Genomic DNA, 26,950 nt, shown 5'->3' on the forward strand with positions numbered 1-26,950 from the left:
TACCCCGCGGTGTTATTGAATTCCTGCCTCGGTGCACTTCTCGGCGAAGTCACCCGTGCACAGTTCCTCCTTGGTGACGTAACCGTCGGCCACCACGTCCTTGACGTTCTCCGCGTAGATGGCCTGCGGGTCCATCAGCTCGGCGGGGACGTCCTGACCCGTCTCGGGGTCCTTGACGCTGCCGCTCGCCGTGGGCTTCTCGCCCTTGGCCAGCGCGACCGCGAGCTTGGCGGCGGCGTCCGCCTCCTTCTTGACCGCCTTGTAGACGGTCATGCACTGGTCGCCGGCCAGGATGTTCTGCAGGCCCTGGACAGTGGCGTCCTGGCCCGTGACCGGCACCTTGCCGTTGAGGTTGTTCTTCTTCAGCACGGTGATGGCCGCGTTGCCGAGGCCGTCGTTGGCGGCCAGCACGCCGGCGATCTTCGGCTGCTCGGTCAGCATCTGCTCGAAGATCGTGCCGGCCTGGGTGTTGTCCCAGTCGGGCACGGCCTGGTCGGGGCCCTTGACGTACTCACCGGCGTCGAACTTGGGCTTGAGCACCCCGTCGTAGCCACTCTTGAACAGCGTGGCGTTGTTGTCCGTCGGCGAGCCGTTCAGGTAGGCCACGATGGGCTCCTCGGCCTTCTTGTCGGTCAGGCACTTGCTCAGGCCCTCGCCCTGAAGCGTGCCGACCTTGGTGTTGTCGAAGCTGACGTAGTAGGCGGCACCGCCGCCGAGCGTCAGCCGGTCATAGTCGATGGTGGCCACGCCCTGGGACTTGGCCTTCTCGATGACCGTCTTGCCGGTGCCGCTGTCCAGATTCACGATCATCAGAACGGTGGCGCCGTTGGTGATCATCTGGTCGGCAATGGTTTGGAACGCCGTCTTGTCGTTCTGGGCGTTCTGGATGTCGTACTGGACGCCGGCGGCCTTGAACGCCTCTTCCAGGTACTTGCGGTCCGCCGTCTCCCACCTTGCCGAGGACTTGCTGTCCGGCAGGATGACGCCGATCTTGCCTGCCTTGGCCGCGGAGGCGGTGGCGGACGAGGTCGACGTGGTGGTCTGACCGCTATCGCCCCCGCAGGCGGTGAGACCGAGGGCGAGCGCTGCTGCCGCGGCGGTCAGGCTGAGGATCCCCTTGCGCATGGTGCAGGGTCCTTTCTTCCGGAGGGGCCCGGATGAATGTTGTTTGCGGCAACGTATTCCGGGACGGACCGGTTTGGAAGGGGGTGGCGGCGGCTAGTTTGTTGTTTCGGGTAACAATCCAGAAACGTCGCCTCAACCTTCCCGACTCCTGCCGTTGCCGTACGGGACCGATCCAGGGCGTTCCCACGCGGGGATCCGGCAGCTCCGCCCCCTCACGCCGGCCGGATCGATCAGGACCGCGAGGCCGGCGATCCGGCCCCGGTCGAGCGGACGGAGAATTGCGCAGCGCGCACTATGTGCGTGACACGCAAGTAGCCAGTAGAGTGCGACGGGGACGCCTGGGACTCTCTCCGGTCACGGGCCCGCCCCAGCCCGCATGTCCACTCGCACGACCACACGGAGCCCTCTGATGCGTGCCTACGGTGTCACCTATGACACCGGCTTCCTGTCTGCCGGAACCACCACCCACGAGCCCTTCGAGCCTGACACGGTGCGCCGCGAGATGCGGATCATCCGCGAGGAGCTCCACTGCGACGCGGTCCGCGTCACCGGAGGAGACCCGGACCGCCTGGAGATCGCGGCACGCCACGCCGCCCGCGCGGGCCTGGAGGTCTGGTACTCGCCGTTCACCAACGACCTCACTCAGGAGGAGCTGATGGCGTTCATCGTCGACAGCGCCGAGCGGGCCGAGCGTCTACGCCGGGAAGGCGCTCGCGTCGTCTTCCTCACCGGCTCCGAGATCAGCCTGTTCACGAGGGGGTTCCTGCCCGGTGACAGTCTGCGGGAGCGGCTCGGCCTGATGGCCGAGCCCGCTCGGCTGCGCGCCACGCTCCCCGAGCTGCACATCCGCGTCAACACCTTCCTGGCCCGGGCCACCGCCGCGGTCCGCGACCGATTCGGCGGCCCGATCAGCTACGCCTCCGTGCCCGTGGAAGGCGTCGACTGGGCTCCGTTCGACATCGTCGCCACCGACGCCGGATACCGCGACGCGACCACCGCGCCCGGCTTCCGCGAGGCGGTCCGCGCGCAGGTCGGGCAGAGCAAGCCGTTCGCGGTGACCGAGTTCGGCTGCACCACCCACCGCGGGGCCGCCGCGCTGGGCGCGCGCGGCGACTCCATCGTCGAATGGGACGAGCGCGCCCGCCCCCGCCTGACCGGGGCCGTCACCCGGGACGAGGAAGAACAGGCCGCCTACCTGCGCGAGTTGCTCGCCGTCTACGACGCCGAGGGCGTGGACGCGGCGTTCGTCTGCACCTTCGCCTCCCGTCACCTGCCGACGTCCGCCGAGCCCGAGCGGGACTTCGACACCGCGAGCTTCGGCGTGGTCAAGGTCCTGGAGCACGGCCGCACGGGGACGACCTATCCGGGCCTGCCGTGGGAGCCCAAGAGCGCCTTCCGCGCCCTGGCCGAATACGGCCGCGCCAGGGCGGCCGTGACCGGGGAGAGGACGACAGCGTGACACCGCCCGCAACGCGGCTCGGCAGGACCGGGCTGCAGGTGAGCCGCCTCGGCTACGGAGCGATGGAGCTACGCGGCCCGCGCGCGTGGGGCGAGCCGATCAGCGACGATCGGGCCCGCGCGGTGCTGAACACGGTCCTCGACTCGGGGGTGAACCTCATCGACACCTCGCCCGACTACGGCGACGCCGAGGAGCACATCGGCCGCTGGATCTCCCACAGGCGCGACGAGTTCATCCTCTCCAGCAAGTGCGGCTGCCCGCCCGCCGTGAACGGTGACCCGCGGACGTTCCCGCCCCACACCTACACGAGGGCGAACGTCCGGGCGTGCGTCGAGCAGAGCCTGCGCCGGATGCGTACCAACCACCTCGACATCCTGATGGTCCACATGAGCCCGAGCGTCGCCGTGCTGCGAGCCGAGGACACCGTCGCCGAGATGCTGGCGCTCCGGGACGAGGGCAAGATCCGCTACACCGGCATGTCGGGCGAGCTGCCTCACCTCCCGGAGCACATCGCGCTCGGCGCGTTCGACGTCTTCCTCCTGCCGTACTCTGCGCTCGACCGCTCCCATGAGAAGCTGATCGGCGCCGCCGCGGCAGCCGGCGCGGGCACGATCGCCCGCGGCTCGGTCGCTCGCCCGCTCACCGCTCCGCCCGAGGCCATACCCGAGCCGATGCGCCGGCCGCTCGCCGACCGCCACGCGCGGCTCGCCGCCGCGCGCCTCGACGACCTCGCGGACGGTGCCTCGCCCATGGAGCTCCTGCTCCGCTTCATCCTCACTCACCGAGACCTGCACTCGGTGATCGTCGGCTCGACCCGGATCGCGCACGTGCAGGCCAATGTCGCGGCCGCCGGCAAGGGCCCGCTCCCGCCGGACGTGTACGACGCGCTGCGCGACCGCCTCAGCGCCTGACAGGCGGCTCGTCTCCGTTCGCGGGGGCATGGCCCTGCCCGTACGCGGGACTCGGCAGGTCCGGCCGCACACCGGATCCGGGAGGTCCGTCCTCGCGCGTCCCGGTGCCCCCGGTGTCAAAGAACGGACACGCGCCGTCCGATTGTGGACACGACCCGTGACAGACCGCCCGCCCATTTGCGATACCTCGATCAGGCCATCCTGCGGTGCGGGCTGGTGAGTTCACTGGGGGTATCCGTGAAGCGGCTCTGCAGCGCCCTGACCACGATCCTGATCGTCACCACCGGGCTGGTCGCCGGTCTGGCACCGCCCGCCGGGGCGTTACCGGCGTCGTTCCAGAGACAGACCGTCTTCAGCGGCCTGAACCACCCTTCCAACCTCGAGTTCTCACCCGACGGCCGGGTCTTCGTGGCCGAGAAGAGCGGGCTGATCAAGGTCTTCGACTCGCTCACCGACACCACCCCGAGCGTGTACGCCGACCTGCGTACCCAGGTGCACAACTTCTGGGACCGCGGCCTGCTCGGCCTGGCGCTGCACCCGGACTTCCCGGCCGACCCCCGCCTGTACGTCCTGTACGCCCACGACGCCGTCCCCGGCGGCACCGCGCCACGCTGGGGCACCCCCGGCGGCACGGACGACCCCTGCCCCACCCCGCCCGGCGCCACCGGTGACGGCTGCCTCGTCACCGGCCGCCTGTCGGTCATCTCCCCCTCCGGCGCGGAGACGCCGCTGATCACCGACTGGTGCCAGCAGCACCCCAGCCACTCCGTCGGCGACCTCCAGTTCGGCCCCGACGGCGCCCTGTACGCCTCCGGCGGCGACGGCGCCAGCTTCAACTTCGCCGACTACGGCCAGGACAACCTGCCCGCCTCGGACGTCACCCCGGACAACCCCTGCGGCGACCCGCCCTCGCCGGTCGGCACCGCGCTCACCCCGCCGGCCGCGGAGGGCGGCGCGCTGCGCTCCCAGGACGTACGCACCGGCGGCGACCCGGCCGGCCTGGCCGGTACGGTCATCCGGGTCGACCCCGGCACCGGGGCGGCCGCCGCCGGCAACCCCAACGGGAGCAGCTCCGACCCCAACGTGGCCAGGATCGTCGCCCACGGCCTGCGCAACCCGTTCCGGATCACCAACCGGCCCGGCACGTCCGAGATCTGGTCCGGCGAGGTGGGCTGGAGCACGTACGAGGAGGTCAACCGGATCGCCTCGCCCACCACCGCGGTGCCCAACTTCGGCTGGCCCTGCTACGAGGGCACGACCCGCCAGGCCGGCTACGACAACCTCGACCTGACCCTCTGCGAGAGCCTGTACACCGCCGGCGCCGCCGCGCACGCCGCCCCCTACTTCGCCTGGCACCACAACTCCAGGCCCGCCACGAACGACCCCTGCCCGACCGGCGGCTCCTCCTCCAGCGGCGTGGCCTTCTACGAGGGCGGCGACTACCCGGCCGCCTACGACGGCGCGCTGTTCTTCTCCGACTACAGCCGCTCGTGCGTCTGGGTGATGACCAGGGGCGCGAACGGCCTGCCCGACCCGGCCACGGTGGCGAACTTCGACTCCGGCATCCCCGCCGTGGAGCTGGAGACCGGCCCGGGCGGCGACCTGTTCGCGGTCGACTACACCGGCGGCCGGATCGTCCGCTACCTCTACGACAACGCCCCGCCCACCGCCGTCATCGACGCCACGCCCGCCTCCGGCGAGGCCCCGCTCACCGTGAGCTTCTCCGCCACCCGCTCCGGCGACGCCGACGGCGACCCCCTCACTTACGCCTGGGACCTGGACGGCGACGGCGAACTCGACGACTCCACCTCCGCCACCCCGTCCTTCACCTACACCCAGCCCGGCTCCCCGGTGGTGCGGCTGCGGGTGATCGACGACCGCGGCGGTCAGGGGGACGCCACCGTGACGATCAACGTGGCCAACACCGCGCCCACCGCCGCCGTCAACGCGCCGACGGCGGCCACCACCTGGGCGGTCGGGCAGTCGATCGCGTTCTCCGGGAGCGGGAGCGACGCCCAGGACGGCGCCGTCCCCGGCGTACGCATGCGCTGGGCGCTCGTGCTGCACCACTGCCCCAGCACCTGCCACGAGCACGAGATCACCACGTTCACCGGCGCGAGCGGCTCCTTCCAGGCGCCCGACCACGACTATCCCGCGCACCTGGAGCTGCGCCTGACCGTCACCGACGCGCACGGGCTGACCGACACCGAGAGCGTGCTGCTGCAGCCCAGGACCGTGAACCTGACCTTCGCCTCGTCGCCGTCCGGCCTGCGGCTCGGCTTCAACAGCGAGCAGGTGGCCACGCCGTTCACCCGCACGGTGATCGTCGGGTCGGGCAACTCGGTGTCGGCGCCCTCGCCGCAGAGCTCCGGGGGTCAGAGCTACGCCTTCGCGTCGTGGTCCGACGGCGGTGCCGCCTCGCACCAGGTGGTCGCGCCCGCGACGGGGACGACGTACACGGCCGCGTACACGCTGGTGCCGCCCCCCAGCGGCCTGGTCGCCGCGTACGGCATGAACGAGGGCTCGGGCGGCACGGTCGCCGACTCCTCCGGCAACGGCAACACCGGCGCCACCAGCGGCACGAGCTGGACGGCGAGCGGCAGGTACGGCCCGGCGCTGTCGTTCAACGGCCTCTACAGCTGGGTCAACGTGCCCGACTCAGCCGGGCTGCGGCTGACCGGGGGCATGACGCTGGAGGCCTGGGTACGCCCGTCGAGCGTCAGCGGCTGGCGCACGGTCGTCATGAAACGGCACTCGGGCGGCCTGGCCTACGCCCTGTCCGCCGGCGCCGCCGACCAGCGCCCGCACGTCCGCGTGCACACCACCGCCGCCACCGACCTGCCCGGCGCGGCCGCGCTCCCGCTCAACACCTGGTCGCATCTCGCGGCGACGTACGACGGGGCGGTGCTGCGGTTGTACGTCAACGGCACGCAGGTCGCCCAGCGGGCGATCACCGGAGCGGTCAGAACGGACGGCGGCTCGCTCAGGATCGGCGGCAACGGCCTGCTCAACCAGGTCTTCAGCGGCCGGATAGACGAGGTGCGCATCTACTCCCGAGCCCTCACGGCAGCCCAGATCCAGACCGACATGAACAGCCCGGTGAGCTGATTCCCCGGTGAGCCGACCCCGGTGCGGGCCGCACACCGCACCGGGCCTCACGCCCCCATCGAGGTGAGGATGTTCTGCACGATCAGCCCCACGGCCGAGGCCGCCGCCACCGCCAGCACCGCGATCCGCACCTTGCCCCCGTCGAGATAGCGCCGCAGCGGCCCCGACACCAGGAACCCGAGCACCATCGGCACGATCAGCACCGCCCCGACCAGCAGCGCCTGGGAGGGCAGCTCGTCCACGAACGCCAGGATGGCCAGCGACTGGGCCGCGCTGAGGAAGAAGAACATCGCCAGCGTGGCCCTGATCTGCGGCCCCTTGGCGTTCTGGTAGACGAGCGCGACCGGCGGCCCGCCGATGCCCGTGGCGGTGCCGGTGATCCCGGACACGAACCCGGCCGTGGTGATCGTGTACCCGTTGCGCGGCACGCTGATCGCCCTGGCCGTCAGCGCCACGGCGACCAGCACCATGACCGCCACGAAGATGCCTCTGGCGTATATGGAAACGTAGACAACGATGACTGCACCGATGGCGCTCCCGGGCAGCCTCCCGAGGACCGCGAACCCGAGCCCGCGCCAGTCCACCTTCCGCCATTCGACAGCCAGCGTGAACAGCGGCAGGGTCATGTTGACGACCTGGATCGCGCCGGGCATGAGGTCAGGGCCCAGCATGGTGAGCACGGGAGCCGCGACCAGCCCGAGCCCGAACCCCACGCCACCCTGAACGATCGCGCCCACGAAGACCGCCAAACCGCCAACAATCAGCACCAATGCCGTACTCGTCATGCAGGAGAGTCAACCACCCTTACTCAGCGTTGCCGATTGGCCTGCGAGAGTGACCGCGGCTAGGTAGTGTTTCCCGCAGACGCCTGCGTAATCTCTGGAGTATGGCCATGAAGCCAAAGGCAACGACGATACGCGTCAGCGTCAAAACCCGTGATCGGATCGCAGCACTGGCGAAGAAGGCAGGTGAACCCATGACCGCGATCATCGACCAGGCCATCAGGGAGATGGAGAGGAAGCAACGCTGGCAGCGCGTCGCGGAGCAGATGGAGCAGACGCAGAGAGAGGATCCGCGAGCCTGGGCCGACTACCTCGCCGAATCCGAGCTGGTCCAGGGCCCGTCGACACGTTCCACCCGCATCGCACCGGAGTGGGAGGGACTCATCACGTTTCCCGAGGAGAGAGATGAGGGTGATCCAGGGGGAGATCTGGTTCGCTGACCTGGGCGAACCGACCGGACGCGAGCAGGGCTACTGGCGCCCCGTCCTCGTTGTCAGCAACGAGGAGTTCAACTCCGGAACTCCGGTCAAGATCATCGTCCCGCTGACCACGACCGACCGGGGGTGGGACAACCACATCCCCGTTCCCACCCAGGACACTGGCTTGGAGAAGCCCAGCTTCGCCATGGTCGAGCACGTCCGCAGCGTGTCTTCCCAGCGCTTCACGAAGCGGATCGGGATCGCTCCCCACGAGGTCGTCCGCGAGGTCGCGGAGTGGATCGCTGACATGACGTAGGAGTGTTCGCCGCCCGGCGAAATAACGGTTCGCCGGGTGGCACCTCTCATCGTGTCACAGTCCCCGCGGCCCTAAGCTGCCGATCGTGCCATCCTTGCCCCTCGCCCTCGCCGCGATCCTCGCGACCACCTGCCTCACCCCCCAGACGGCCCACGCCGCGGCACCGGTCAAGAGCCCTTTTCCCGAGGCGGCCGGGAAGCCGGCCGTCACCTCGTGTCCCGAGACGCCGCTGAGCTCGGGTGGGATTCCGCGTCATCGCGAGTACCTCGAGACAGTCGTGAAATGTCTGGATAAGTCGTGGAGGGCCTATTTCGCCCGCACCGGGGTCCGGTTCAAGGAGCCCGCGGTCCACTTCCACGAGGAGCCCCAGGGCACCGTCTGCGGGATGCGGCTCGCCGACGTCGACGCCTTCTACTGCCACGGCGGCCGGTCGCTGGAGTTCACGCTCACCGGCCGCTGGATCGACAACCGCACCGACCTCTACCCGTTCAAGGTCGCCGCCCACGAGTACGCCCACCACCTGCAGACCCTCACCGGCCTCCGCCGCGCCTACGAGGCCCGCTACCGCGCCGCCGCCCCCAGCCGCCGCACGCAGTTGCAGCGCCGCTTCGAGCTGCAGGCCGACTGCCTGGCCGGGGTGTTCATGGGCAGCGTGCGCTCCTCCCTCGCCCGGACCGAGCGCGACTGGTCGGCCCTGTACGAGGCGATCCGCGCCAACGGCGACGCCGACGGGCGGCGCAGCCACGGCACGGGCGCCGGCCGGGCCTACTGGTTCAGGCGCGGCATGACGACCGGGTCCCCGGCGGCCTGCGACACCTGGTCGGCACCCGCTTCCAGGGTCTCGTGAGAGACGAAGGCCGCCCCGCGGGGGTTTCCCGCGGGGCGGCCCTCTGGGTGTCGGGTGGTTCCCCCGATGCGGGCGCGTGAGGATCGCGCCCAACCCCCGGCTCGACGGCCAAGGGTTCCCCCGCCCCCGCCCGGCTCATGACCGGGCGCGGGCACGGGAAGTCACTTCGCGAGCAGCGAGCGCAGCACGTACTGCATGATGCCACCGTGCCGGTAGTAGTCGGCCTCGCCCGGCGTGTCGATGCGGACGACCGCGTCGAACTCCACGTCGCCGGCCTTGACGTGCACCGTGCTCGGGATGCCGCCCTGGTTGAGCTCCTCGACGCCCGTGATGTCGAACGTCTCCTCGCCCGTCAGGCCCAGCGTCAGCGCCGTGGCGCCCTCGGGGAACTGCAGCGGCAGCACGCCCATGCCGATCAGGTTGGAGCGGTGGATGCGCTCGTAGGACTCCGCGATCACGGCGCGGACGCCCAGCAGCGCCGTGCCCTTGGCCGCCCAGTCGCGCGAGGAGCCGGAGCCGTATTCCTTGCCCGCCAGCACCACCAGCGGCGTGCCGGCCGCGGCGTAGTTGACGGAGGCGTCGTAGATGAACGACACCGGCCCGTCCGGCTGGGTGAAGTCGCGGGTGTAGCCGCCCTCGGTGCCCGGCGCGATCTGGTTGCGCAGGCGGATGTTGGCGAACGTGCCCCTGATCATCACCTCGTGGTTGCCGCGCCGCGAGCCGTAGGAGTTGAAGTCCTTGACCTCGACCCCGTTGGCCCGCAGGTATTGCGCCGCCGGGGTGCCGGTCTTGATGGAGCCGGCCGGCGAGATGTGGTCGGTGGTGACCGAGTCGCCGACCTTGACCAGCACGCGGGCGCCGGAGATGTCGGTCACGGGCTCGGGCTTCGACGGCATGCCGTCGAAGTAGGGGGCCTTGCGCACGTAGGTCGAGGACGGGTCCCACTCGAACGTGTCGCCCGTGGGGATCGGCAGCGTGCGCCAGTGGTCGTCGCCCTTGAACACGTCGGCGTAGTCGCGCTCGAACATGTCGCGGCCGATCGAGGAGTTGACCACCGACGAGATCTCCTCCGGCGACGGCCAGATGTCGCGCAGGTAGACCGGCTTGCCGTCGTTGCCGAGGCCGAGCGGCTCGGTGTCGAGGTCGAGGTCCATGGTCCCGGCCAGCGCGTACGCGACCACGAGCGGCGGCGAGGCCAGGTAGTTCATCTTGACGTCGGGGTTGATGCGGCCCTCGAAGTTGCGGTTGCCGGACAGCACGGCGGTGACCGCGAGGTCGTTGGCCTGGATGGCGTCGGAGATCTCGGGCAGCAGCGGGCCCGAGTTGCCGATGCAGGTGGTGCACCCGTAGCCGACGAGGTTGAAGCCGATCTTGTCGAGGTAGGGCTGCAGGCCCGAGCGCTCGAAGTAGCCGGTGACCACCTGCGAGCCCGGCGCCAGCGAGGTCTTGACCCACGGCTTGCGGGTCAGGCCCTTCTCGACGGCGTTGCGGGCCAGCAGGGCCGCGCCGATCATGACGTACGGGTTGGAGGTGTTGGTGCACGAGGTGATGGCGGCGATGGAGACGATGCCGTGGTCGATCTCGAACGAGGTGCCGTCGGCCAGCGTGACGGGCACCGGCTTGTGCGGCCGGCCGCCGTTGGCGCTGGCGTTGGAGGCGGGCGCGTCGGAGGCCGGGAAGGTCTCCTCGCCCGCCTCGTCCACGTCGTCGGCCACGTAGTTCTGCACGTCGTGGCGCCAGGTGACCTTGGCCGCCGACAGGGCGATGCGGTCCTGCGGACGCTTGGGGCCGGCGATCGACGGGACGACGGTGGCCAGGTCGAGCTCGATGTACTCGGAGAACACCGGCTCGGGCGCGGACGGGTCGAGCCAGAGGCCCTGGGTCTTGGCGTACGCCTCGACGAGGGCGATCTGCTCCTCGGAGCGGCCGGTCAGGCGCAGGTAGTCGACGGTCTGGCCGTCGATCGGGAAGATCGCGCAGGTGGAGCCGAACTCGGGGCTCATGTTGCCGATCGTGGCCCGGTCGGCCAGCGGCACGGAGGAGACGCCCTCGCCGTAGAACTCCACGAACTTGCCGACCACGCCGTGCTTGCGCAGGATCTCGGTGATCGTCAGGACCAGGTCGGTGGCGGTGGCCCCGGCGGGCAGCTTGCCGTTGAGCTTGAAGCCGACCACCCGCGGGATGAGCATGGAGATCGGCTGGCCGAGCATCGCGGCCTCGGCCTCGATGCCGCCGACGCCCCAGCCCAGGACGCCGATGCCGTTCTCCATGGTGGTGTGGGAGTCGGTGCCGACGCAGGTGTCGGGGTAGGCCTTGCCGTCGCGGATCATCACCACGCGGGCCAGGTGCTCGATGTTGACCTGGTGGACGATGCCGGTGCCGGGCGGGACGACCTTGAACTCGTCGAAGGCCGTCTGGCCCCAGCGCAGGAACTGGTAGCGCTCGCGGTTGCGCTCGTATTCGCGCTCGACGTTGCGCCGGAAGGCGTCGGGGTGGCCGAAGTAGTCGACGATGACCGAGTGGTCGATGACCATCTCGGCCGGCGCGAGCGGGTTGATCCGGGAGGCGTCGCCGCCGAGGTCGCGTACGGCCTCGCGCATGGTGGCCAGGTCGACCACGCACGGCACGCCGGTGAAGTCCTGCATGATGACGCGGGCGGGCGTGAACTGGATCTCCACGCTCGGCGCCGCGTTCGGGTCCCAGCCGCCCAGCGCACGGATGTGGTCGGCGGTGATGTTGGCGCCGTCCTCGGTGCGAAGGAGGTTTTCCAGCAGGATCTTCAGGCTGTACGGGAGGCGTGCGGCGCCCTCGACGGCATCCAGCCGGAAGATCTCGTATGACGCGTCGCCGACGCGTAGCGTGTCACGGCTGCCGAAGCTGTTCGCGGACACGGTGATTCGCCTCCTCCATAGACAGGTGTTCAGACAGAATCCTGCCGCACTGCGGGAACGCACAGCACGTTAGGTGACCCTAACTCGCAGGCCGCGGCGGATGTCTCGACGTCAAGATATCCCTAGGATATCTCGACATCAAGTTAAACCGGAGCCAGCCGCCAGAACAGCAGGCCGACGATCGCCACGGAGAGGATCGGGGCCAGGATCTTCTGCTCGAACTTCCGGCCCGTCTTGATGCCGATCTTCCACGGCAGCACGAACTTGGCCCCCAGCGGCCACAACACGGGGCATCCCCGCTCGGTCATGCAGTCGCCGACCACGTGCATGAGGCAGCCGATCCCCACCGCCAGCCCCAGCCAGGCGTAGCCCACGCCGAGGGAGAGGAAGACGGCGTACAGGCCGGCGGTCAGCCCGATGTTGACCATGGCGGAACCCATCTTGTTCCCCGGGATCCCGACGCCGATGGCCCGCAGGGCGAGCCCGATGAGCAGCACGACCATGATGTCGCGCCCGATCGGATAGGCGCTGGCCAGCCAGTGCGCCCCGAACCCGAGCGCCACCGCGAACACCAGTGAATGCGTCGCCCCGCGGTGCCCGCCGCTGATCCAGGCGACGGCCTTGCTGAGCGCCCAGGTGACGGGCCCGAACGTCTGCGCGATCGTGGCGCTCGGATGGTCGAGGTCGGGCAGCATCGCGGCCCCCGCGCAGATGACGGCCCCGGCGACCAACTCGGCGGGACTGAGCGCGGTGGCCATGATCCCGGTGTCGACGAACCGGGAGGACTCGTTCATCAACGGCAGTGCGGCCAGGGGCGGAGCCAGCCCCAGCCAGGCGATGGCCCCTGTCATCGCGTGCGTGTGCCCCATCATGATCGGGACTGTACGGCAAAGAAGCCCTTTACGCGGCGAGCCATGCCGGGCGGAGACGTCACGCCGGGCGAGGTGCCCGCGAACTGCCCGCAAACGCAGACGAGGTCGTCTCCGCGGCGACAGCACCCCCCAGCCCTGCCGACGCGGAACGACCTCGTCTGCTGTGAATAACGACGCCCTCCCCAATCCTGTTCCCGGATTCCGCAACTTTTTCGTGATCTGGCTCACTCTCGCACCGGTCTTGCTAACGACACACTATCGATATATCTTTGACGCATCGAGAACAGATCACGATATAGGAGTAGAAGATGACTCACCACATGGCAGCGAGCGGGCCCTGGCCCGGCGCACACGACTACCGGCGCGCGGCCCGCGAGGCGTTCCACGCCATGGCCGACGCGTTCGAGCACCTGGGAGGCCACCGAGGTCGCGGTGGCGGGCCCGGCGGGGGCGGCGGCGGCCCGGACGAGCGGCGGATGCGCGGCAGGAGGGGCGGGCCCGGCCCGTTCCCGTTCGACTTCGGGCGCGGCGGCCCGTTCGGCGGCCCGGGCGGGCCGTGGGGCGGCGGCCACCGCGGCTGGGGCGGCCGTCCCCGCAAGGCCAAGCGGGGCGACGTACGCGCCGCGATCCTGGCCCTCCTCGCCGAGGAGCCGCGCAACGGCTACCAGGTCATCCAGGAGATCGCCGAGCGCAGCGAGGGCGGCTGGAAGCCCAGCCCGGGCGCCGTCTACCCGGCGCTGCAGCAGCTCACCGACGAGGGCCTCGTGGTCGCGGAGGAGAACGAGGGGCGCAAGACCTTCCGTCTCACCGAGGAAGGCCGCAACTACATCGAGGCCCACGCGGACGAGGTCCGCGCCCCGTGGGACGAGATGCGCCCGGACATCGATGACAACACCGCCGATCTCTGGCATATCGCCCGACAGTCGGCATTCGCCATGATGCAGGTTCTTCAGACCGGAAACGACGCACAAATCCGCGAAGCGCGTAAGACTCTGGTGGAGACCCGGCGCAAGCTCTACCAGATCCTGGCCGACGGCGACCCGGGCGAGGAGTGACGAGTTCGGGGAGAGCGAGGACCGGCATGGACCGTAACGACCTCCGCATCGGCGACGCCGAGCGGGAGCAGACGATGGCCGACCTGCGCGAGCACTTCGCGCAGGGCCGCCTGACCCACGAGGAGCTCGACGAGCGACTCGACCGGACGCTGGCCGCCAAGACGGCCGGCGACCTCGCCCAGGTCACCGTCGACCTGCCCGGGCAGCAACCCGCCTACCGCGAGCCCGCCTCCCCTTACGAGGTGGGCGACTGGCGGGCGGCGATGCACGCCCAGCGGCACCAGATCCAGGCCATGCGGCACTCCCAGCGGGAGATGCACCGCGCGGCCTGGGCGGGCCGGCGGGGGCAGATGGGGCACCGGCACCGGGGGCCGCACCCGTTCCTGCCGGTGCTGTTCGTGTTCATGATCCTCGCCCTGATCTTCGGCTTCGGCATCTTCAAGGTGCTGTTCGTGGTGTGGGTGGGGGCCATGATCTTCAGCCTGGTGCACCGGCGCTTCCACTACCGCGGCTGACGGCCCGGCCAGATCGTTTTGGGCCTTGACCCGGTCAAGGGCTCAATTGATGATCTGGGCGGGTCTTCAGAGCGAAGGGGAACGGCGCATGACCGAGCAGGGCACTCCGGTCCGTCTCACGAACCCGTTCGCCGCCGTCGCGGGCGCTGACGGCGTCGTCCTGGACGTGCCGGAGTACCAGGCCGGTTTCGAGCGCGACCACGCCGGCTGCGCGGAGCCGATGTGGAAGCTGGAGCGGGCGCAGAGCTTCTACGAGCCCGACGTGGCCAGCTGGCGGGCCATGATGGACGGCGACTGGGCGGGCTCGCTGGCCCTGACCCGGCGCATGTCGGCGCCCCTGGCCGACTACTTCCGCCGCCGCCACCCGGTCAGGCGGGTACGGGTGGTCGAGTTCCCGATCACCGCGTACCTGCAGTGGGAGATGCACATCCTGGCGCTGCGCGCGGCGGCGGGCTCACCCTGCCGGGTGGTGCCCGCCGCGCGCGTGGCGGCCTTCGAGCCCGTGCCGGAGCTGGTGATCTTCTCGCCCTCCCTGATGTACGAGGTCCTGTACGACCGGTACGGCGGGGGCCGGGGCGGCAAGCGGATCACCGACCCCGGCGTCGTCGGCCCGTGCCTGGGCGCGGTCCGCGAGCTGTTCGACGAGGGCGAGCCCGTGCACGACTTCCACGAGCGGGAGATCGTCCCGCTGCCCCCGCCGGTGATCACCGACGAGATGCGGGCCGCGCTGCCCGCCTACGCGCACCGCACCGAGGAGTTCAGGATCTGACCACCTCGTTCACGCAGCGCAGCACGGGGAAGGCGGTCAGGGCCCGGGTGTCCAGCTCGCGCCCGGTCGTCACCTCGAAGACCGCGCTCTCGCCCGGCAGCAGCGTGACGAGCTGCTCGTCCACGCTCGCGCCAGGGTCGAGCCGGTCGGGGAAGAGCGCCAGCTCGCGCAGCACGGTCGCGGCGGTGACCGTCACCCGGTAGCCGCCGGGGGTCCGCTCCGCGTGCGCGTCGTAGGCGGCCTCGGGGTAGGCCACGGCGGTGTCCTCGGCGTAGCCGCTGACCACGCGCTCGCCGCCCAGCCGGGCCACGAGCAGCTCGCGCGCCGGATCGTCGGGCCCGGCCACGGACGGCGGCAGCGCCACCCTGAGCACCGACCTGGGCGCGGCGTGCACCGCGACGACCTCCTTGGCCAGCGGCCGGCCGTCGAGGCCCTGCCGCACCAGGTGCAGCTCGCCCGACCAGGGCTCGGCGGCATCGTTGACCAGCACCGCCGCGCCGTCCTGCACGGTGAGCAGCCGGTCGGCGTAGACGCGGCGCAGCGCGTACCACAGCGGTTTGCGCCGCCCGTCGCCGTCGATCGCCGACCACGAGGTGACCGGCCAGCAGTCGTTGAGCTGCCAGACGATCGTGCCCATGCAGTACGGCATCAGCGAGCGGAACCGCTCGATCCCGAACGCCATCGCGCGGGCCTGGTTGAGCTGGGTCAGGTAGTGCCAGTCGTCGAACGTCCCCGGCTGCGGCAGGTGGTCGCCCAGGCCGCGCAGCAGCTTGGCCTGCCCGTCCACCGCCTTCTGGTGGGAGGAGTCCGGCGTGAGCGGCTCGTCGGAGGAGCCCCGGCGCAGCGTGGCGTACGCGGGCGGCCCCTGGAAGCCGAACTCGGCCACGAACCTCGGCCGGTAGGCGGCGTAGTGGCGGTAGTCCTCGCGGTTCCAGACGTCCCAGATGTGGATCGTGCCACTGGCGGGGTCGTTCGGGGGCAGGAGGGGCTCGCCGGAGTAGGGGCTGCCCGGCCAGTAGGGACGCGTGGGGTCCAGCTCGGCCACGATCGACGGGAGTAGATCGTGGTAGAAGCCCGCGCCCCAGCTGCGCCCTCCGAGCCGATCCTGCCAGCCCCAGTCGGCGTGGCCCTCCAGGTTCTCGTTGTTGCCGCACCACAGGACCAGGCTCGGGTGCGGGGCCAGCCTGGCGACGTTCTGCCTGGCCTCGGCCTCGACCTCGGAGCGGAACGGCTCCTCCTCCGGGTAGGCGGCGCAGGCGAACGGGAAGTCCTGCCACACCAGCAGGCCGAGCTCGTCGGCCAGGTCGTAGAAGTCCTCGCTCTCGTACCGGCCGCCGCCCCAGACCCGCAGCAGGTTCACCCCGGCGGCGGTGGCCTGCCCGAACCGCTCGGCCAGCCGCTCCCGGGTGATCCGCGAGGGGAAGCAGTCGTCGGGGATCCAGTTGACGCCCCTGACGAACACCGGCACGCCGTTGACCTTGAGCTTGAACGCCTCCCGGTCCAGCTCGACGTCCCTGAACCCGATCCGGCCGCGCCACTCCTGCGCGCCGAGCCGCACGGTCAGGTCGTAGAGCGGCTGGTCGCCGTAGCCACGCGGCCACCACAGGCCGGCGCCGGGCACCTGGAGCGCGAGCACGGCGGCCCGGCCCTCGACGCGCTGTTCCGCGGTGACGCCCGCGACCTCGGCGGTCAGGTCGAGCGGCTCCTCCGTCGTCCGCTCCACGCGGACGCTCACCTCCACCGTGCCGTCGGCGCGCGCGATCGGGCGCACCTCCGCCAGGCGGGCGCGGCTCCAGCTGTCCAGCCCGATCGGCCGCCAGATGCCGGCCGTCACCACGTTCGGGCCCCAGTCCCAGCCGAAGTTGCAGGCCATCTTGCGGATGAAGGGGTAGGGCTCGTCGTAGGCGCCGGGCCGCTCCCCCAGCGCCGCCCGCCGCTCCTCGGCGTAGGCGTAGGCCGAGCCGAAGCGCACCACGAGCTCGTTGTCGCCCTCGCGCAGCAGGTGACGGACGGGGAAGCGGTAGGAGCGGTGCTGGTTGGCGGTGTCGCCGAGCCGGGTTCCGTTGAGGGTGAGGGTGGCGACCGTGTCCAGCCCCTCGCACACCAGGTCGGTGCGCTCGTGCTCGTCGGGCGACCAGGTGAAGGTGGTGCGGTAGGTCCAGTCCGTACGGCCGATCCAGGACAGGCGGTGCTCGTTGCCGTCCAGGTAGGGGTCGTCGATGAGCCCGGCGGCGAGCAGGTCGGTGTGCACGCAGCCGGGCACCGTCGCCGGGACGCCGTCGAGCTCGTGGGAGGACCCGTCGGAGGACAGGCTCCAGCCGGCGTGCAACGGGTGGTACGTCAAGAAGATCTCCTCAGCAGGTCGCGAGCCGGGCGCAGGCCACGAAATGGCCGGGGTCGGCCTCCACCAGGCCGCCGGACGCCCCTCGCTCGTGGTACAGGCAGGTCTCCACCGGCAGGGCATCGTCCCACGCCTCGTGCAGGCGCGGCACGGCCGACAGCAGCTCGCGCGTGTACGGGTGCAGCGGATCCCCGAAGACCCGATCGGTCAGCCCCATCTCCACCACGCTCCCCTTGCGCAGCACCACCGTGCGCTCGGCGAGGTAGTTGCCCAGGGACAGGTCGTGCGTGATGTAGAGGACGCTCAGCCCCCTGGCCTTCAGCTCGGCCAGCAGGTTGAGCACGTCGATGCGGGTGGAGGCGTCGAGCATGCTGGTGATCTCGTCGGCCACCAGCAGCTTGAGGTCCAGCAGCAGCGCGCGGGCGATGAGCAGCCGCTGGAGCTGCCCGCCGCTGAGCTGGTGGGGGTACTTGCCGAGCACCTGGTCGGGGCTGAGCCGCACGTCGCGCAGGGAGGTGGCGACCCGGTCGGCCCATTGGGCCTCGGGCACGGCCGGATAGTACGCCTCCTTGATCATGGTGAACACCCGGTCGGCCTTGAACACCGGGTTGAAGGAGCTGAACGGGTCCTGGAAGATGCCCTGGACGTGCCGGTAGTACGCCTTGCCCGCCCGTACCGGCAGGCCGTCGAAGGTGATCGAGCCGCTGGTGACCGGGTTCAGGCCGAGGATCATCCGGCCGATCGTGCTCTTGCCGCTGCCGCTCTCGCCGATCAGGGAGACGACCTCGCCGGGGACGACCTCGAAGCTCACCCCCCGCACGGCCGCGACGCTCTTGCCGCCGAAGGCGCCGACCCTGAATTCCTTGGTGACGTCGTCGAGTCTCAGCATCAGGCCTTCCAGCAGGCTACGTGGTGGCCGGGGGCGAGCTCGGCCACGGGCGGGTCCTCGGCGCACTCCTCGCCCGCGATCGGGCAGCGGTCGCGGAAGCGGCAGCCGGTGGGCGGGTTCAGCAGCGACGGCGGGCTGCCGGCGATGCCTTCGAGCCTGCGGTCGGCGTAGCGGACGCCGACCGCGGGCAGGGAGTCGAGCAGCAGCCGGGTGTACGGGTGCCGCGGCGCCTTGACGATCACGTCCGCGGGGGCCTTCTCGGCCAGCCGGCCGGCGTACATGACCATGATCGTGTCGGCGATGTGGTGGGTGAGGGCGAGGTCGTGCGTCACGAAGATCATGCTCTTGACGTAGCCGCTGTCGCGGAAGCCGAGCAGGGCGCGGGCGACGGCCTTCTGGGTGGAGACGTCGAGCGCGGAGGTGACCTCGTCGGCGATCAGCAGGGACGGGTTGAGCAGGGTGGAGATGACCATCACCATGCGCTGCTTCATGCCGCCCGACAGCTCGATCGGGTAGCGGTCGAGCACCTCGCGGGGCAGGCCGACCTGGTCCATCCGGCGTCCGAGCTCGGCGGCGTCGAGGGTCGCGCCCCTCGATCCGAGGAGCTCGGTGACCATTCTGCGGATCTTGCGAGTGGGGTTGAGCGCGCTCATGGCGTACTGGGGGATGAGGGAGACCTCGCGGAAGCGGAAGTCGTTCATCCTGCGGTCGTCGTCGATGGGCAGCTCGTGGCCGTCGAGCACGACCGTGCCGCCCACGCGGCGCATGCGGCTGTCCATGCGGATCAGGGCCTTGCCCAGGGTGCTCTTGCCGCAGCCCGACTCGCCGACCAGGCCGAGGATCTCGCCGTCGCGCATCTCGAAGGACATGCCGTCGAGCGCGCGCACGTCGCCCTTGAGCGTCCTGTAGTGCACCCGCAGCTCGCTGACCTGCAGACTCATGTCTCCCTCAGTTTCGGGTTGAAGACCTCGTCGAGCCCGACGTTGGCCACGTACAGGGCGCCCACGATGGCGGTGATGGCCGCCCCCGGCGGCACGAACCACCACCACATGCCGAGCTGGAGGGCGCTCCACTGGCTGGCGTTCTGCAACATCAGGCCGAGCGAGACCCCGTCGGTGGGACCGAGGCCGATGAAGTCCAGCGAGGAGGCGATGAGCACCGAGCCGCCGAACAGCAGGATGAACGTCATGAACAGGTAGGAGCTCATGTTCGGCGCGACCTCGCGGGCGATGATCTTGCCGGTGCCGGCGCCGCTCATCCTGGCCAGGTCCACGAACTCGCGCGTGCGCAGCGAGAACGTCTGCGCCCGGATCGCCCGCGCCGCCCACGGCCACTGCGTCAGCCCGATGAACAGGCCCTGCACCGCCACGCTGCGGATGCCCAGGTACGCGTTGATGATCAGCAGCACGGCCAGGGTGGGGATGACCAGGATGACGTTGGTCAGCATGTTGAGGATCTCGTCCACCACGCCGCCCCGGTAGCCGGCCACGAAGCCGACGACCATGCCGATGACGGCCGCGATGCCGCCGCCGATCACCCCCACCACGAACGTGCTGCGCAGGCCGTGCACGAACTGGAGGAAGACGTCCTGGCCGAACGTGGTGGTGCCGAACCAGTTCTCGGCCGAGGGCGGGCTCATGGGGCGGGGGCCGTACTCGTTGGGGGTGCCGCCGGTCAGCAGGGGCCCGACCAGGCCGAGGACCAGCAGCACGAGCACGATGCCGAACCCGGTCACCAGCTTGCCGTTGCGCACCGCGAAGTAGAGCGCCTCACGGCGCACCCCGGCCCGCTCGCGCGGCTCGACTTCCTGAAGCGCGGTCATGAGGCCTCCTTCGTCGGCCTCATGACCAAGGTGCTGTGTCTATTGATGACCTCGACAAGCTCGGTCATGTCTGCGCACCCGCCATTCCCGCCCTGGTCCGCGGATCGACCACGACGTAGACGATGTCGATGATGAAGTTGGCGATCAGCACGCCGAGCACGATGAACAGGAACGTGCCCTGGAGGAGGAAGAAGTCCTTGTTCTGGATGGCCTTGAGGATCAGGCTGCCCAGGCCCGGATAGGCGAAGACGATCTCGGTGACCAGCGCCCCGGCCACCAGGACGCCCAGTTGCAGGGCCAGGCCGGTGATCTGGGGCAGGACGGCGTTGCGGAAGGCGTACCTGCGGATGAGCCTGCTGGGCGCGCCGAGCGCGGCCAGGTAGTTGGAGTAGTCGGACTCCAGCTCATAGATGATCATGTTCCGCATGCCGATGGCCCAGCCGCCCAGCGCCACCAGGAAGAGCGACAGGAACGGCAGCGTCCAGTGGTGCAGCAGGTCGAGCAGGAACGTCCACGACCAGTTGGGCCGCATCGAGAAGCTGTAGCCGCCGGCCACCGGGAACCATCCGAGGATCACGCCGAACCCCCAGGCCAGGAGCACGGCCAGCCACATGTACGGCATCGCCGTCAGCACGTAGCCCACCGGGAGCACGGTGTTGTCGAGCAGCTTGCGGCGCGCGGCGTACGCGCCGAACTGGTTGCCCACCACCCAGCTCAGCAGCACCGACGGGACGATCAGCGCCAGCGTGTACGGCACCGCCCGCGTGATCACGTCGCTCACCGGGGTCGGGAACAGCCAGATGCTGATCCCGAAGTCCCCCCGGAACAGCGCGCCCCAGAAGTTGACGTACTGCTGCCACAGCGGCTGGTCGAGGCCGAACAGGTTGTTGTAGTAGGCCCGCATGGCCTCGACGGCCTGGGCGTTGGTGACGTTGGCCCGCGCGATCATGCTGGCCACCGGGTCGCCCGGCATGAAGCGCGGGATCATCCAGTTGACCGTGACGGCGACAAAGAAGGTCAATCCGTAGATAAGCAGTTTTCTGCCGAAATATCGACGCACGTGATTCTCTCCGGGAAGGACCCTCCGCCCCCGCGGCGTTCCGGGGGCGGAGGGACAGGGGTTCGTCCGGCCGGATCGTTACGAGCCCGAGGGCTGCAACTGGGTGAGCGTCTCGAAGCCGCCCAGTTCGAGCCAGTTGCGCCACATCACGGCGCCGGTCTTGGGCGCGCTGCCGGCCGCGGCCGGCCAGTTCTTCCACACCTGCGTGCTCGACTGCGCCCACAGGCCGTTGTACCAGAGCGGGATGATCGGCATGTCGTCCAGATGGATCTGCTGGAGCTGGGAGATGACCTTCTGCATGCCGGCGGTGTCGTCGGTCTTGACCTGGTCGAGCTGCTGGACGAGGTCCCAGGCCTTGTCGTTCTCGTAGCGGGCGAAGTTGACGGTGTTCTGCTGCTTCTGGACGGGCAGCTGGAACATGTACTCGTAGTAGGTGTAGGGGGAGTTCGACAACTGCCGCTCGTTGTTGATGAGCAGGTCGAAGTCGCCCTTGGCGCGCCTCTCGACCAGCGCGTTGAAGTCGGGGAAGTCGGGCGTGATCTGGATGCCCGCGGTCTTGGCGCTGGCGGCGATCGACCTGGCCGACTCCATCCAGTCGGTCCAGCCCGAGGGCACGATGAGGGAGAGGCTGATCTTCGAGCCGTCCTTGTTCTCCACGTACCCGTCGCCGTCGCCGTCCTTGTACCCGGCGTCGGCCAGCAGCTTCTTGGCCTTGGCCGCGTCGAACGTGAAGCCCGAGGCCGAGACCACGCTCTGGTCCACGAACTTGTCCCACTGCGGCAGCAGGCCGGTCGGACTGGCGGCCTTGACGAGGTTGCCGTACACGCCTTCGACGATCTTCTTGACGTCGACGGAGGCGGCCAGCGCCTTGCGGAAGGCCGGGTCGTCCATCGGCTTCTTCGTGGTGTTGGGCACCAGCCAGGCGGTGTTGGCCGACAGCATGTACGGAGGCTCGTTGTAGTAGGTCGTCAGGCCGAAGTTGCCCTTGACCAGGTTGGCGACGCCGGGCAGGAAGTTGTTGCTGAGGTCCAGCCCCTTCTGCAGCAGCAGGCCCATCGCGACCTCGTTGCTCGGGGTGGCGATGTCGACGATGTAGCGCGGCTTGGGCTCCATGTTCAGGGCCGTCTTGCCCCACCAGTCGTCACGGCGCTGCAGGACCACGCGGTCCTGGTCCTTGCTCATGAACTTGTACGCGCCCGTGCCCACCGGGTTCTCGTTGATCCCGTCGAGCACCTCCTTCTCGGAGCGGCCCTTCCAGACGTGCTCGGGGACGATCGAGCGGCTGTACAGGTTGAAGTCCCACTGCTGGTAGTTGGCCTTGGAGAAGGTGAACTTCACGGTCTGGTCGTCGACGGCCTCGACCGACTTCAGCCACTCCCACAGGTGGTGGTACGGGATGGTCTCCATCTTGCCGAGCTCGAAGGAGAAGACGACGTCCTTGGCGGTGAAGGGCTGGCCGTCCGACCACTTGATCCCCGGGCGGAGCTTGAGCTCGAAGGTGGTGTCGTCGGCCCACGCGCCGCTCTCGGCCAGCCACGGCTTGAGCTTGGCCGCGGTGGTGTCGTAGTGGAAGAGCGTCTCGTACACCAGGCCCTTGGTGCCGACGGCCGAGTCCCATTCCCTGATCGGGTTGTAGTTGGCCGGCGGGCCCCACTGGGTGCCGGTGGTGTAGATCGTCTCGTTGCGCGGCAGCTGGTCGGGGTTGGCGCTGGCCACCGCGCCCTGGCTCTGCGGCTGTGAGGCCGGCGGGGTCGGCGTGGACCCGCCGCCGGTGCAGGCCGAGGCGAGCAGGCCCGCCGCCACGAGCGGGATCAGGATCCGAGCCCGGTTACGCATCGCTTCTCTCCTTCCTCCGCGCCCCGCGGCGCGAAGGTACGCACGTATGTCAGACACCCCGATGGACCGGCTCCGGCCGACACCTCCTGGGAGCGCTCCCAGACCTGACACAAAGACAGGCTCCCGCCCGGTGACCGTTCACTACGTCAATCTGCTGAACCGGATAAGTACCGCGAACGTAAATTCCGCGTGTCCACCCCGTCAAGAGCCGTGACGCTTTCGAGACGTGGCCCGCAAACGCTCTCATGCCTCCTGGGCTAACCGGTTCAACGATGCGAGCCCGTACCGGCGGTCAGCCGTCCTCCGCCCATGTCAGCTGCTGAAACCCGCGGTGCTCCCCGGCGGGCACGGGTGGCCCGCCGGGGAGCACCCGGGCGGTCGATCTACTCGCAGTCGGTCAGGATCTCGGCGTCGCACTTGTCGACGCCGTCACCGCCGTTGGCGCTGTCCGTGCCGGCGCCGCCGAGCAGGACGTCGTTCCCGGCCAGCCCGGCGAGCCGGTCGTCGCCGTCGTCGCCGGAGGCCATGTCCGTGTCCAGCCCGCCGATGAACATGTCCGCGCCCGGCCCGAGGACGACCCTCGACCGCAGCGTGGTCCGGTTGCGCAGCGTGTCGTCGCCGGCCGCCGTGTTCGCCGAGATGGTGGTGATGCCCGCAGCCGGGCAGACCGCCTCGTTCTTGGCCACCGCCACGCACGGCGCGGCCGGGATGACCAGGTCGCCGTTGTTCCGGACGACCAGCCGGCCGCCCACCTGCGAGACCAGGAGGTCGTCGGACACGCCTCCCGAGGTGATCTGCAGCACCGCGCCCGACACGCCCACGTTGGTGGTGGCGTGGGCGGGCCCGGCGACGGCGATCAGCGAGGCCGCCAGCGCCGCCCCTGCCGTCAGCGCGCGCACCCCGTGCCTGCGCAGGACAGTGGCCCTGGAGCGCCTCTCGGTCCCCCGTGTCGTACTCATGAGTCCCCCTCTGTCGGATGACAGGCCGCCGGGATCGGCGGCCGAGGACGAGTACAGCGCGGGAACCGCCCGGTGCTCAGTGCCGGAGCGGACAGCGCTTGTGTGCCGTTCTACGTGTCTTTCCCGGGCCTCTTCCGAGGGTCAGAGCCAGCCCATGCGCTGAGCCGTGCGGATGGCCTCCAGGCGGTTCTGGGCGTTGAGCTTGGTCATGGCGCTCGACAGGTAGTTGCGTACCGTGCCCTCGGTCAGGTGCAGCTCGGCGGCAATCCTGGAGATCGTGGCACCGTCGCCGGCCAGACGCAGCGCGTCGCGCTCGCGCTCGGTCAGCGGGCTGTCGCCGGCGGCCATCGCGGCCGCCGCCAGCTCGGCGTCCAGGTAGCGGCCGCCGCCCTGGACCTTGCGGATGGCCATCGCCAGCTCCTCCGCCGAGGCGTCCTTGCCGAGGAAGCCGCTCACGCCCGCCGCCATGGCCCGGCGCAGGTAGCCGGGGCGGCCCAGGCTCGTCAGGATGACGATCTTGCACTGGGAGCTGATCTGCTCGGCCGCGCTCAGGCCGTCCATGCCCGGCATCTCGATGTCGAGCACGGCCACGTCGGGCCGGTGCTCGGCGACGGCGGCCATGACCTCGTCGCCGCGCCCCACCTGGGCGACGACCTCGATGCCGTCCTCCAGGTCGAGCAGGGCCGCGATGGCGCCGCGGATCAGGTGCTCGTCGTCGGCCAGCAGCACGCGCGTGGTCATGCCGGCACCGCCGCCCGCAGCAGGTAGCGGCCCTCGTGGGTCGGCTCCGCCTCCAGGGTCCCGCCCGCCGCGCGCACCCGCTGCGCCAGCCCGGCCAGCCCGTTGGGGGCGTGCTCGCCCACTGGCCCGCTCACCCCGTCGTTGGACATCTCCAGCACCCCATCCTCGATCGTGATCGTGCAGCGTTCGGCCCTGCTGTGCTTGAGCACGTTCGTCGCGCCCTCGCGTACGACGGTGGCCAGCAGCGTGCGCGTCTCGGGCGTCAGCGAGCCGGTCTCCGCGCGCACGGTGCAGCGCACGTCGGCCGCCTCCAGCACCGCCCGCACGCTGGCCAGGACCTCGTCCAGGTCCACGGCCCGGTAGTTCTGCACGACGGTGCGCACCTCGCGCAGCGACCGCCGGGCCAGGTCGCGCACCTCGAACATCTCGGCCGCGGCCGCCTCCCGGTCGGCGGGCAGGGTGTGCTCGGCGTGCTCCGTCCTGACCGCCACGTCGCTGAGGCTCCGCCCGAGCAGGTCGTTGAGATCTCGGGCGAAGCGCAGCCGCTCCTCGGAGACCGCCAGCCTGGCCTGCGCCTCCTCGCCCTCGTGCGCCTCCAGGGTCAGGCGCCAGATCGCCAGGTTGGCCCGCACCGCGCCCACGGAGAAGACGGTGAACAGCAGCTGGACCGCCGCCAGCAGGGTGATGTCCCACCCGCCGTCCCACCACATGTACAGGTTGGCCAGCACGATCGAGGCGGCGGACAGGACGACGGCCGCGCGCAGGCGGACGAAGGGCGCCAGCAGCGCCATCCAGGTGGGTATCGCCCAGACCTGCGAGAACACGGTCAGCAGCACCAGGACGATCGCCCCGGTGACCGCCAGGATGGCGGTGGGCCGCGGGCCACCTCTGACGGCGATCCGGAACGGTCGCGTGCTGAGCACGTTGAAGGCCAGCAGCAGGGCGCACCCGGCCAGCACCTTGAGCACCGGGAGGCCCGCCTGCCAGCTCAGGTAGAAGCCGAGATATCCGAGGAGGGGGAACACCAGGATGATGTCCGTGCAGTAGACGATCAGCCAGCGGACCTTGGTCAGCTTGGACGCGTTCCGCATCCGGTCGAACGCCTTCACGCCGGGACCGCCGCGCGCAGGAGGAACTCCCCGTCCGGGGTGGGCCCGGCGGTGACCGAGCCGCCCGCCGTGACCAGCCGTTCGGACAGGCCGCGCAGGCCGTTGCCGGGCGCCGCCGAATGCGCCGTCACGCCGTCGTTCCGGATCTCGAGCACGCCTCCGTCGATCCTGATCGCGCACCGCGTGGCCGTGCTGTGCTTGAGGACGTTCGTACCCCCCTCGCGCACCGCCCAGGCCAGCAACGCCCTGGCGGGTGGCGGCAGATCGTCGACGCTGGCCTCGATCGCGCAGTCCGCGCCCGCCGCCTCGAGCGCGGCGCGCAGCCCCACGAGCTCCGCGTCCAGGTCGAGCTCCTGGTAGCCGTGCACCGCCTGCTGCACCTCGAACAACGACTCCCCGGCCAGTCTGCGCACCATGGCCATCTCTTCGGCCGCGCGGTCCACGTCCTTGGTCGCGAGCTTGGCGGCCAGCTCGCTCTTCAGCGTGATGACCGACAGGCTGCGCCCGAGCAGGTCGTGCAGGTCGCGGGCGAAGCGCAGCCGCTCTTCCGCCACGGCCAGCCGGGCCCTGGCCTCGCGGCTCTTGTGGGCGTCCCTGATCACCCACCAGAGCCAGCGCCACAACAGCATGGCCAGGATCATCATGACGGCGTTGAACGCCTCGGCGGCCAGGACGCCCGGCCATGACCGCCCGGTGATGAGGACGACGTAGACGGTGATCGCGGAGACCACCGTCGCGGACAGCCATACCGTCGTCCACGGCCTCAGGTGGAGCGCGGCCAGCGCCAGCCACAACATCGACGTGTCCACCCATACGGCAGTCTCGTCGCCGAACTGCAGCATCAGCGCCACGGAGAGCAGCCCCGCGATCAGCAGTCTCGGCGACGGCTTGGGGCGGTGTTCGAAGGCCGCCCTCAGGATGAGAGGGAAGAGCCCGAGGAAGCCGGCCAGCAGGACGAGGACGAGCACCATCTGCGGGATGGAGAGCCGGCCCTCCACCACCGCCGCGAGCATGAGCACCACGTACATCAGGGCCATGAGCGCGACGGAGCCGTCCATCCAGTACAGCAGGATCTTCCTCGCGGTCTCCGGACGCGTCGCCATCACGCCCTCCCCTGCTGACTG

23 protein-coding genes are annotated in these 26,950 nt (G+C 70.2%); 9 read left to right on the top strand and 14 right to left on the bottom strand.

Annotated elements, in window-relative coordinates; translation table 11 throughout:
* Positions 1–12: 12 nt before the first annotated feature.
* Positions 13–1,125, bottom strand: coding sequence for a sugar ABC transporter substrate-binding protein (locus ACBJ59_RS41555; protein ID WP_375115605.1), 1,113 nt, complete (start codon positions 1,123–1,125; stop codon positions 13–15).
* Positions 1,126–1,534: 409 nt separating this feature from the next.
* Between ACBJ59_RS41555 and ACBJ59_RS41560 the strand changes: the two genes are divergently transcribed.
* The 3 genes from ACBJ59_RS41560 to ACBJ59_RS41570 all read left to right on the top strand — a co-directional run bounded on the left by ACBJ59_RS41560 (position 1,535) and on the right by ACBJ59_RS41570 (position 6,603).
* Positions 1,535–2,584, top strand: a complete 1,050-nt coding sequence (locus tag ACBJ59_RS41560; protein ID WP_375115606.1) for a hypothetical protein — start codon at positions 1,535–1,537, stop codon at positions 2,582–2,584.
* Entirely contained in the window at positions 2,581–3,495 is a 915-nt protein-coding gene (locus tag ACBJ59_RS41565; RefSeq protein WP_375115607.1) for an aldo/keto reductase, read from the top strand. The genes ACBJ59_RS41560 and ACBJ59_RS41565 overlap by 4 nt, the downstream gene beginning before the upstream one ends.
* 237 nt (positions 3,496–3,732) lie before the next feature.
* On the top strand, positions 3,733–6,603 hold the full coding sequence (locus ACBJ59_RS41570) for a LamG-like jellyroll fold domain-containing protein (protein WP_375115608.1): 2,871 nt from the start codon (positions 3,733–3,735) through the stop codon (positions 6,601–6,603).
* Between the two features lie 47 nt (positions 6,604–6,650).
* On the opposite strand, the gene ACBJ59_RS41575 is transcribed toward ACBJ59_RS41570, so the two are convergent.
* On the bottom strand, positions 6,651–7,352 hold the full coding sequence (locus ACBJ59_RS41575; protein WP_375115609.1) for a sulfite exporter TauE/SafE family protein: 702 nt from the start codon (positions 7,350–7,352) through the stop codon (positions 6,651–6,653).
* A 137-nt stretch (positions 7,353–7,489) separates the two neighbouring features.
* Between ACBJ59_RS41575 and ACBJ59_RS41580 the strand changes: the two genes are divergently transcribed.
* The 3 genes from ACBJ59_RS41580 (at position 7,490) to ACBJ59_RS41590 (ending at position 8,967) form a co-directional block, all read left to right on the top strand.
* On the top strand, positions 7,490–7,825 hold the full coding sequence (locus tag ACBJ59_RS41580; RefSeq protein WP_375115610.1) for a hypothetical protein: 336 nt from the start codon (positions 7,490–7,492) through the stop codon (positions 7,823–7,825).
* A complete protein-coding gene (locus ACBJ59_RS41585; RefSeq protein ID WP_375115611.1) occupies positions 7,791–8,120 on the top strand; it encodes a type II toxin-antitoxin system PemK/MazF family toxin in 330 nt (109 codons plus the stop codon). The genes ACBJ59_RS41580 and ACBJ59_RS41585 overlap by 35 nt, the downstream gene beginning before the upstream one ends.
* Before the next feature lie 85 nt (positions 8,121–8,205).
* Positions 8,206–8,967: a neutral zinc metallopeptidase gene (locus tag ACBJ59_RS41590; RefSeq protein ID WP_375115612.1), complete on the top strand. Its 762-nt coding sequence runs from the start codon at positions 8,206–8,208 to the stop codon at positions 8,965–8,967.
* A 161-nt stretch (positions 8,968–9,128) separates the two neighbouring features.
* Here ACBJ59_RS41590 and acnA read toward each other — a convergent pair whose 3' ends face one another.
* Both acnA and ACBJ59_RS41600 read right to left on the bottom strand, forming a co-directional pair.
* The gene (gene acnA, locus ACBJ59_RS41595; protein ID WP_375115613.1) at positions 9,129–11,858 is read right to left on the bottom strand and encodes an aconitate hydratase AcnA; all 2,730 of its coding nucleotides are present in this window, start codon (positions 11,856–11,858) and stop codon (positions 9,129–9,131) included.
* Positions 11,859–12,001: 143 nt separating this feature from the next.
* Positions 12,002–12,730 (bottom strand): metal-dependent hydrolase, encoded by a 729-nt coding sequence (locus ACBJ59_RS41600; protein WP_375115614.1) that lies wholly within the window; start codon positions 12,728–12,730, stop codon positions 12,002–12,004.
* 308 nt (positions 12,731–13,038) lie between these two features.
* Here ACBJ59_RS41600 and ACBJ59_RS41605 point away from each other — a divergent pair, with 308 nt between their 5' ends.
* The 3 genes from ACBJ59_RS41605 (at position 13,039) to ACBJ59_RS41615 (ending at position 15,069) form a co-directional block, all read left to right on the top strand.
* Positions 13,039–13,785 carry a PadR family transcriptional regulator gene (locus ACBJ59_RS41605; RefSeq protein ID WP_375115615.1) on the top strand — a complete coding sequence of 249 codons (747 nt, stop codon included), beginning with the start codon at positions 13,039–13,041 and terminating at the stop codon, positions 13,783–13,785.
* 26 nt (positions 13,786–13,811) lie between these two features.
* A complete protein-coding gene (locus ACBJ59_RS41610; RefSeq protein WP_375115616.1) occupies positions 13,812–14,300 on the top strand; it encodes a DUF1707 domain-containing protein in 489 nt (162 codons plus the stop codon).
* A gap of 88 nt (positions 14,301–14,388) precedes the next feature.
* Positions 14,389–15,069, top strand: coding sequence for a DUF6879 family protein (locus ACBJ59_RS41615; protein ID WP_375115617.1), 681 nt, complete (start codon positions 14,389–14,391; stop codon positions 15,067–15,069).
* Here ACBJ59_RS41615 and ACBJ59_RS41620 read toward each other — a convergent pair.
* From ACBJ59_RS41620 to ACBJ59_RS41665, 10 genes are all read right to left on the bottom strand, one after another.
* A complete protein-coding gene (locus tag ACBJ59_RS41620; RefSeq protein WP_375115618.1) occupies positions 15,059–17,413 on the bottom strand; it encodes a glycoside hydrolase family 2 protein in 2,355 nt (784 codons plus the stop codon). The genes ACBJ59_RS41615 and ACBJ59_RS41620 overlap by 11 nt on opposite strands.
* A gap of 10 nt (positions 17,414–17,423) precedes the next feature.
* Positions 17,424–18,299, bottom strand: a complete 876-nt coding sequence (locus ACBJ59_RS41625; protein ID WP_375115619.1) for an ATP-binding cassette domain-containing protein — start codon at positions 18,297–18,299, stop codon at positions 17,424–17,426.
* Positions 18,299–19,240, bottom strand: coding sequence for an ABC transporter ATP-binding protein (locus ACBJ59_RS41630; RefSeq protein ID WP_375115620.1), 942 nt, complete (start codon positions 19,238–19,240; stop codon positions 18,299–18,301). The genes ACBJ59_RS41625 and ACBJ59_RS41630 overlap by 1 nt, the downstream gene beginning before the upstream one ends.
* Positions 19,237–20,121: an ABC transporter permease gene (locus ACBJ59_RS41635; RefSeq protein WP_375115621.1), complete on the bottom strand. Its 885-nt coding sequence runs from the start codon at positions 20,119–20,121 to the stop codon at positions 19,237–19,239. The genes ACBJ59_RS41630 and ACBJ59_RS41635 overlap by 4 nt, the downstream gene beginning before the upstream one ends.
* A gap of 64 nt (positions 20,122–20,185) precedes the next feature.
* Positions 20,186–21,181 (bottom strand): ABC transporter permease, encoded by a 996-nt coding sequence (locus ACBJ59_RS41640; RefSeq protein WP_375115622.1) that lies wholly within the window; start codon positions 21,179–21,181, stop codon positions 20,186–20,188.
* Between the two features lie 78 nt (positions 21,182–21,259).
* Positions 21,260–23,017, bottom strand: coding sequence for an ABC transporter substrate-binding protein (locus ACBJ59_RS41645; RefSeq protein ID WP_375115623.1), 1,758 nt, complete (start codon positions 23,015–23,017; stop codon positions 21,260–21,262).
* A 383-nt stretch (positions 23,018–23,400) separates the two neighbouring features.
* Positions 23,401–23,976 (bottom strand): calcium-binding protein, encoded by a 576-nt coding sequence (locus ACBJ59_RS41650; protein WP_375115624.1) that lies wholly within the window; start codon positions 23,974–23,976, stop codon positions 23,401–23,403.
* A 141-nt stretch (positions 23,977–24,117) separates the two neighbouring features.
* Positions 24,118–24,717, bottom strand: coding sequence for a response regulator transcription factor (locus ACBJ59_RS41655; RefSeq protein WP_364114868.1), 600 nt, complete (start codon positions 24,715–24,717; stop codon positions 24,118–24,120).
* Positions 24,714–25,826 carry a sensor histidine kinase gene (locus ACBJ59_RS41660; protein WP_375115625.1) on the bottom strand — a complete coding sequence of 371 codons (1,113 nt, stop codon included), beginning with the start codon at positions 25,824–25,826 and terminating at the stop codon, positions 24,714–24,716. The genes ACBJ59_RS41655 and ACBJ59_RS41660 overlap by 4 nt, the downstream gene beginning before the upstream one ends.
* A complete protein-coding gene (locus ACBJ59_RS41665) occupies positions 25,823–26,929 on the bottom strand; it encodes a sensor histidine kinase (RefSeq protein WP_375115626.1) in 1,107 nt (368 codons plus the stop codon). The genes ACBJ59_RS41660 and ACBJ59_RS41665 overlap by 4 nt, the downstream gene beginning before the upstream one ends.
* Positions 26,930–26,950 lie beyond the last annotated feature (21 nt).

It is taken from the genome of Nonomuraea sp. MTCD27, from assembly GCF_041950495.1.
Classification (GTDB): Bacteria; Actinomycetota; Actinomycetes; order Streptosporangiales; family Streptosporangiaceae; genus Nonomuraea.

What these genes read in the sequence shown, in the direction of transcription:
- ACBJ59_RS41645 (WP_375115623.1), bottom strand. Translation starts at nt 23,017, where the DNA reads ATGCGTAACCGGGCTCGGATCCTGATCCCGCTCGTGGCGGCGGGCCTG.
- ACBJ59_RS41600 (WP_375115614.1), bottom strand. Translation starts at nt 12,730, where the DNA reads ATGATGGGGCACACGCACGCGATGACAGGGGCCATCGCCTGGCTGGGG.
- ACBJ59_RS41610 (WP_375115616.1), top strand. Translation starts at nt 13,812, where the DNA reads ATGGACCGTAACGACCTCCGCATCGGCGACGCCGAGCGGGAGCAGACG.
- ACBJ59_RS41625 (WP_375115619.1), bottom strand. Translation starts at nt 18,299, where the DNA reads ATGCTGAGACTCGACGACGTCACCAAGGAATTCAGGGTCGGCGCCTTC.
- ACBJ59_RS41635 (WP_375115621.1), bottom strand. Translation starts at nt 20,121, where the DNA reads ATGACCGCGCTTCAGGAAGTCGAGCCGCGCGAGCGGGCCGGGGTGCGC.
- ACBJ59_RS41555 (WP_375115605.1), bottom strand. Translation starts at nt 1,125, where the DNA reads ATGCGCAAGGGGATCCTCAGCCTGACCGCCGCGGCAGCAGCGCTCGCC.
- ACBJ59_RS41560 (WP_375115606.1), top strand. Translation starts at nt 1,535, where the DNA reads ATGCGTGCCTACGGTGTCACCTATGACACCGGCTTCCTGTCTGCCGGA.
- ACBJ59_RS41665 (WP_375115626.1), bottom strand. Translation starts at nt 26,929, where the DNA reads ATGGCGACGCGTCCGGAGACCGCGAGGAAGATCCTGCTGTACTGGATG.
- ACBJ59_RS41655 (WP_364114868.1), bottom strand. Translation starts at nt 24,717, where the DNA reads ATGACCACGCGCGTGCTGCTGGCCGACGACGAGCACCTGATCCGCGGC.
- ACBJ59_RS41615 (WP_375115617.1), top strand. Translation starts at nt 14,389, where the DNA reads ATGACCGAGCAGGGCACTCCGGTCCGTCTCACGAACCCGTTCGCCGCC.
- ACBJ59_RS41630 (WP_375115620.1), bottom strand. Translation starts at nt 19,240, where the DNA reads ATGAGTCTGCAGGTCAGCGAGCTGCGGGTGCACTACAGGACGCTCAAG.
- ACBJ59_RS41585 (WP_375115611.1), top strand. Translation starts at nt 7,791, where the DNA reads ATGAGGGTGATCCAGGGGGAGATCTGGTTCGCTGACCTGGGCGAACCG.
- ACBJ59_RS41580 (WP_375115610.1), top strand. Translation starts at nt 7,490, where the DNA reads ATGGCCATGAAGCCAAAGGCAACGACGATACGCGTCAGCGTCAAAACC.
- ACBJ59_RS41650 (WP_375115624.1), bottom strand. Translation starts at nt 23,976, where the DNA reads ATGAGTACGACACGGGGGACCGAGAGGCGCTCCAGGGCCACTGTCCTG.
- ACBJ59_RS41605 (WP_375115615.1), top strand. Translation starts at nt 13,039, where the DNA reads ATGACTCACCACATGGCAGCGAGCGGGCCCTGGCCCGGCGCACACGAC.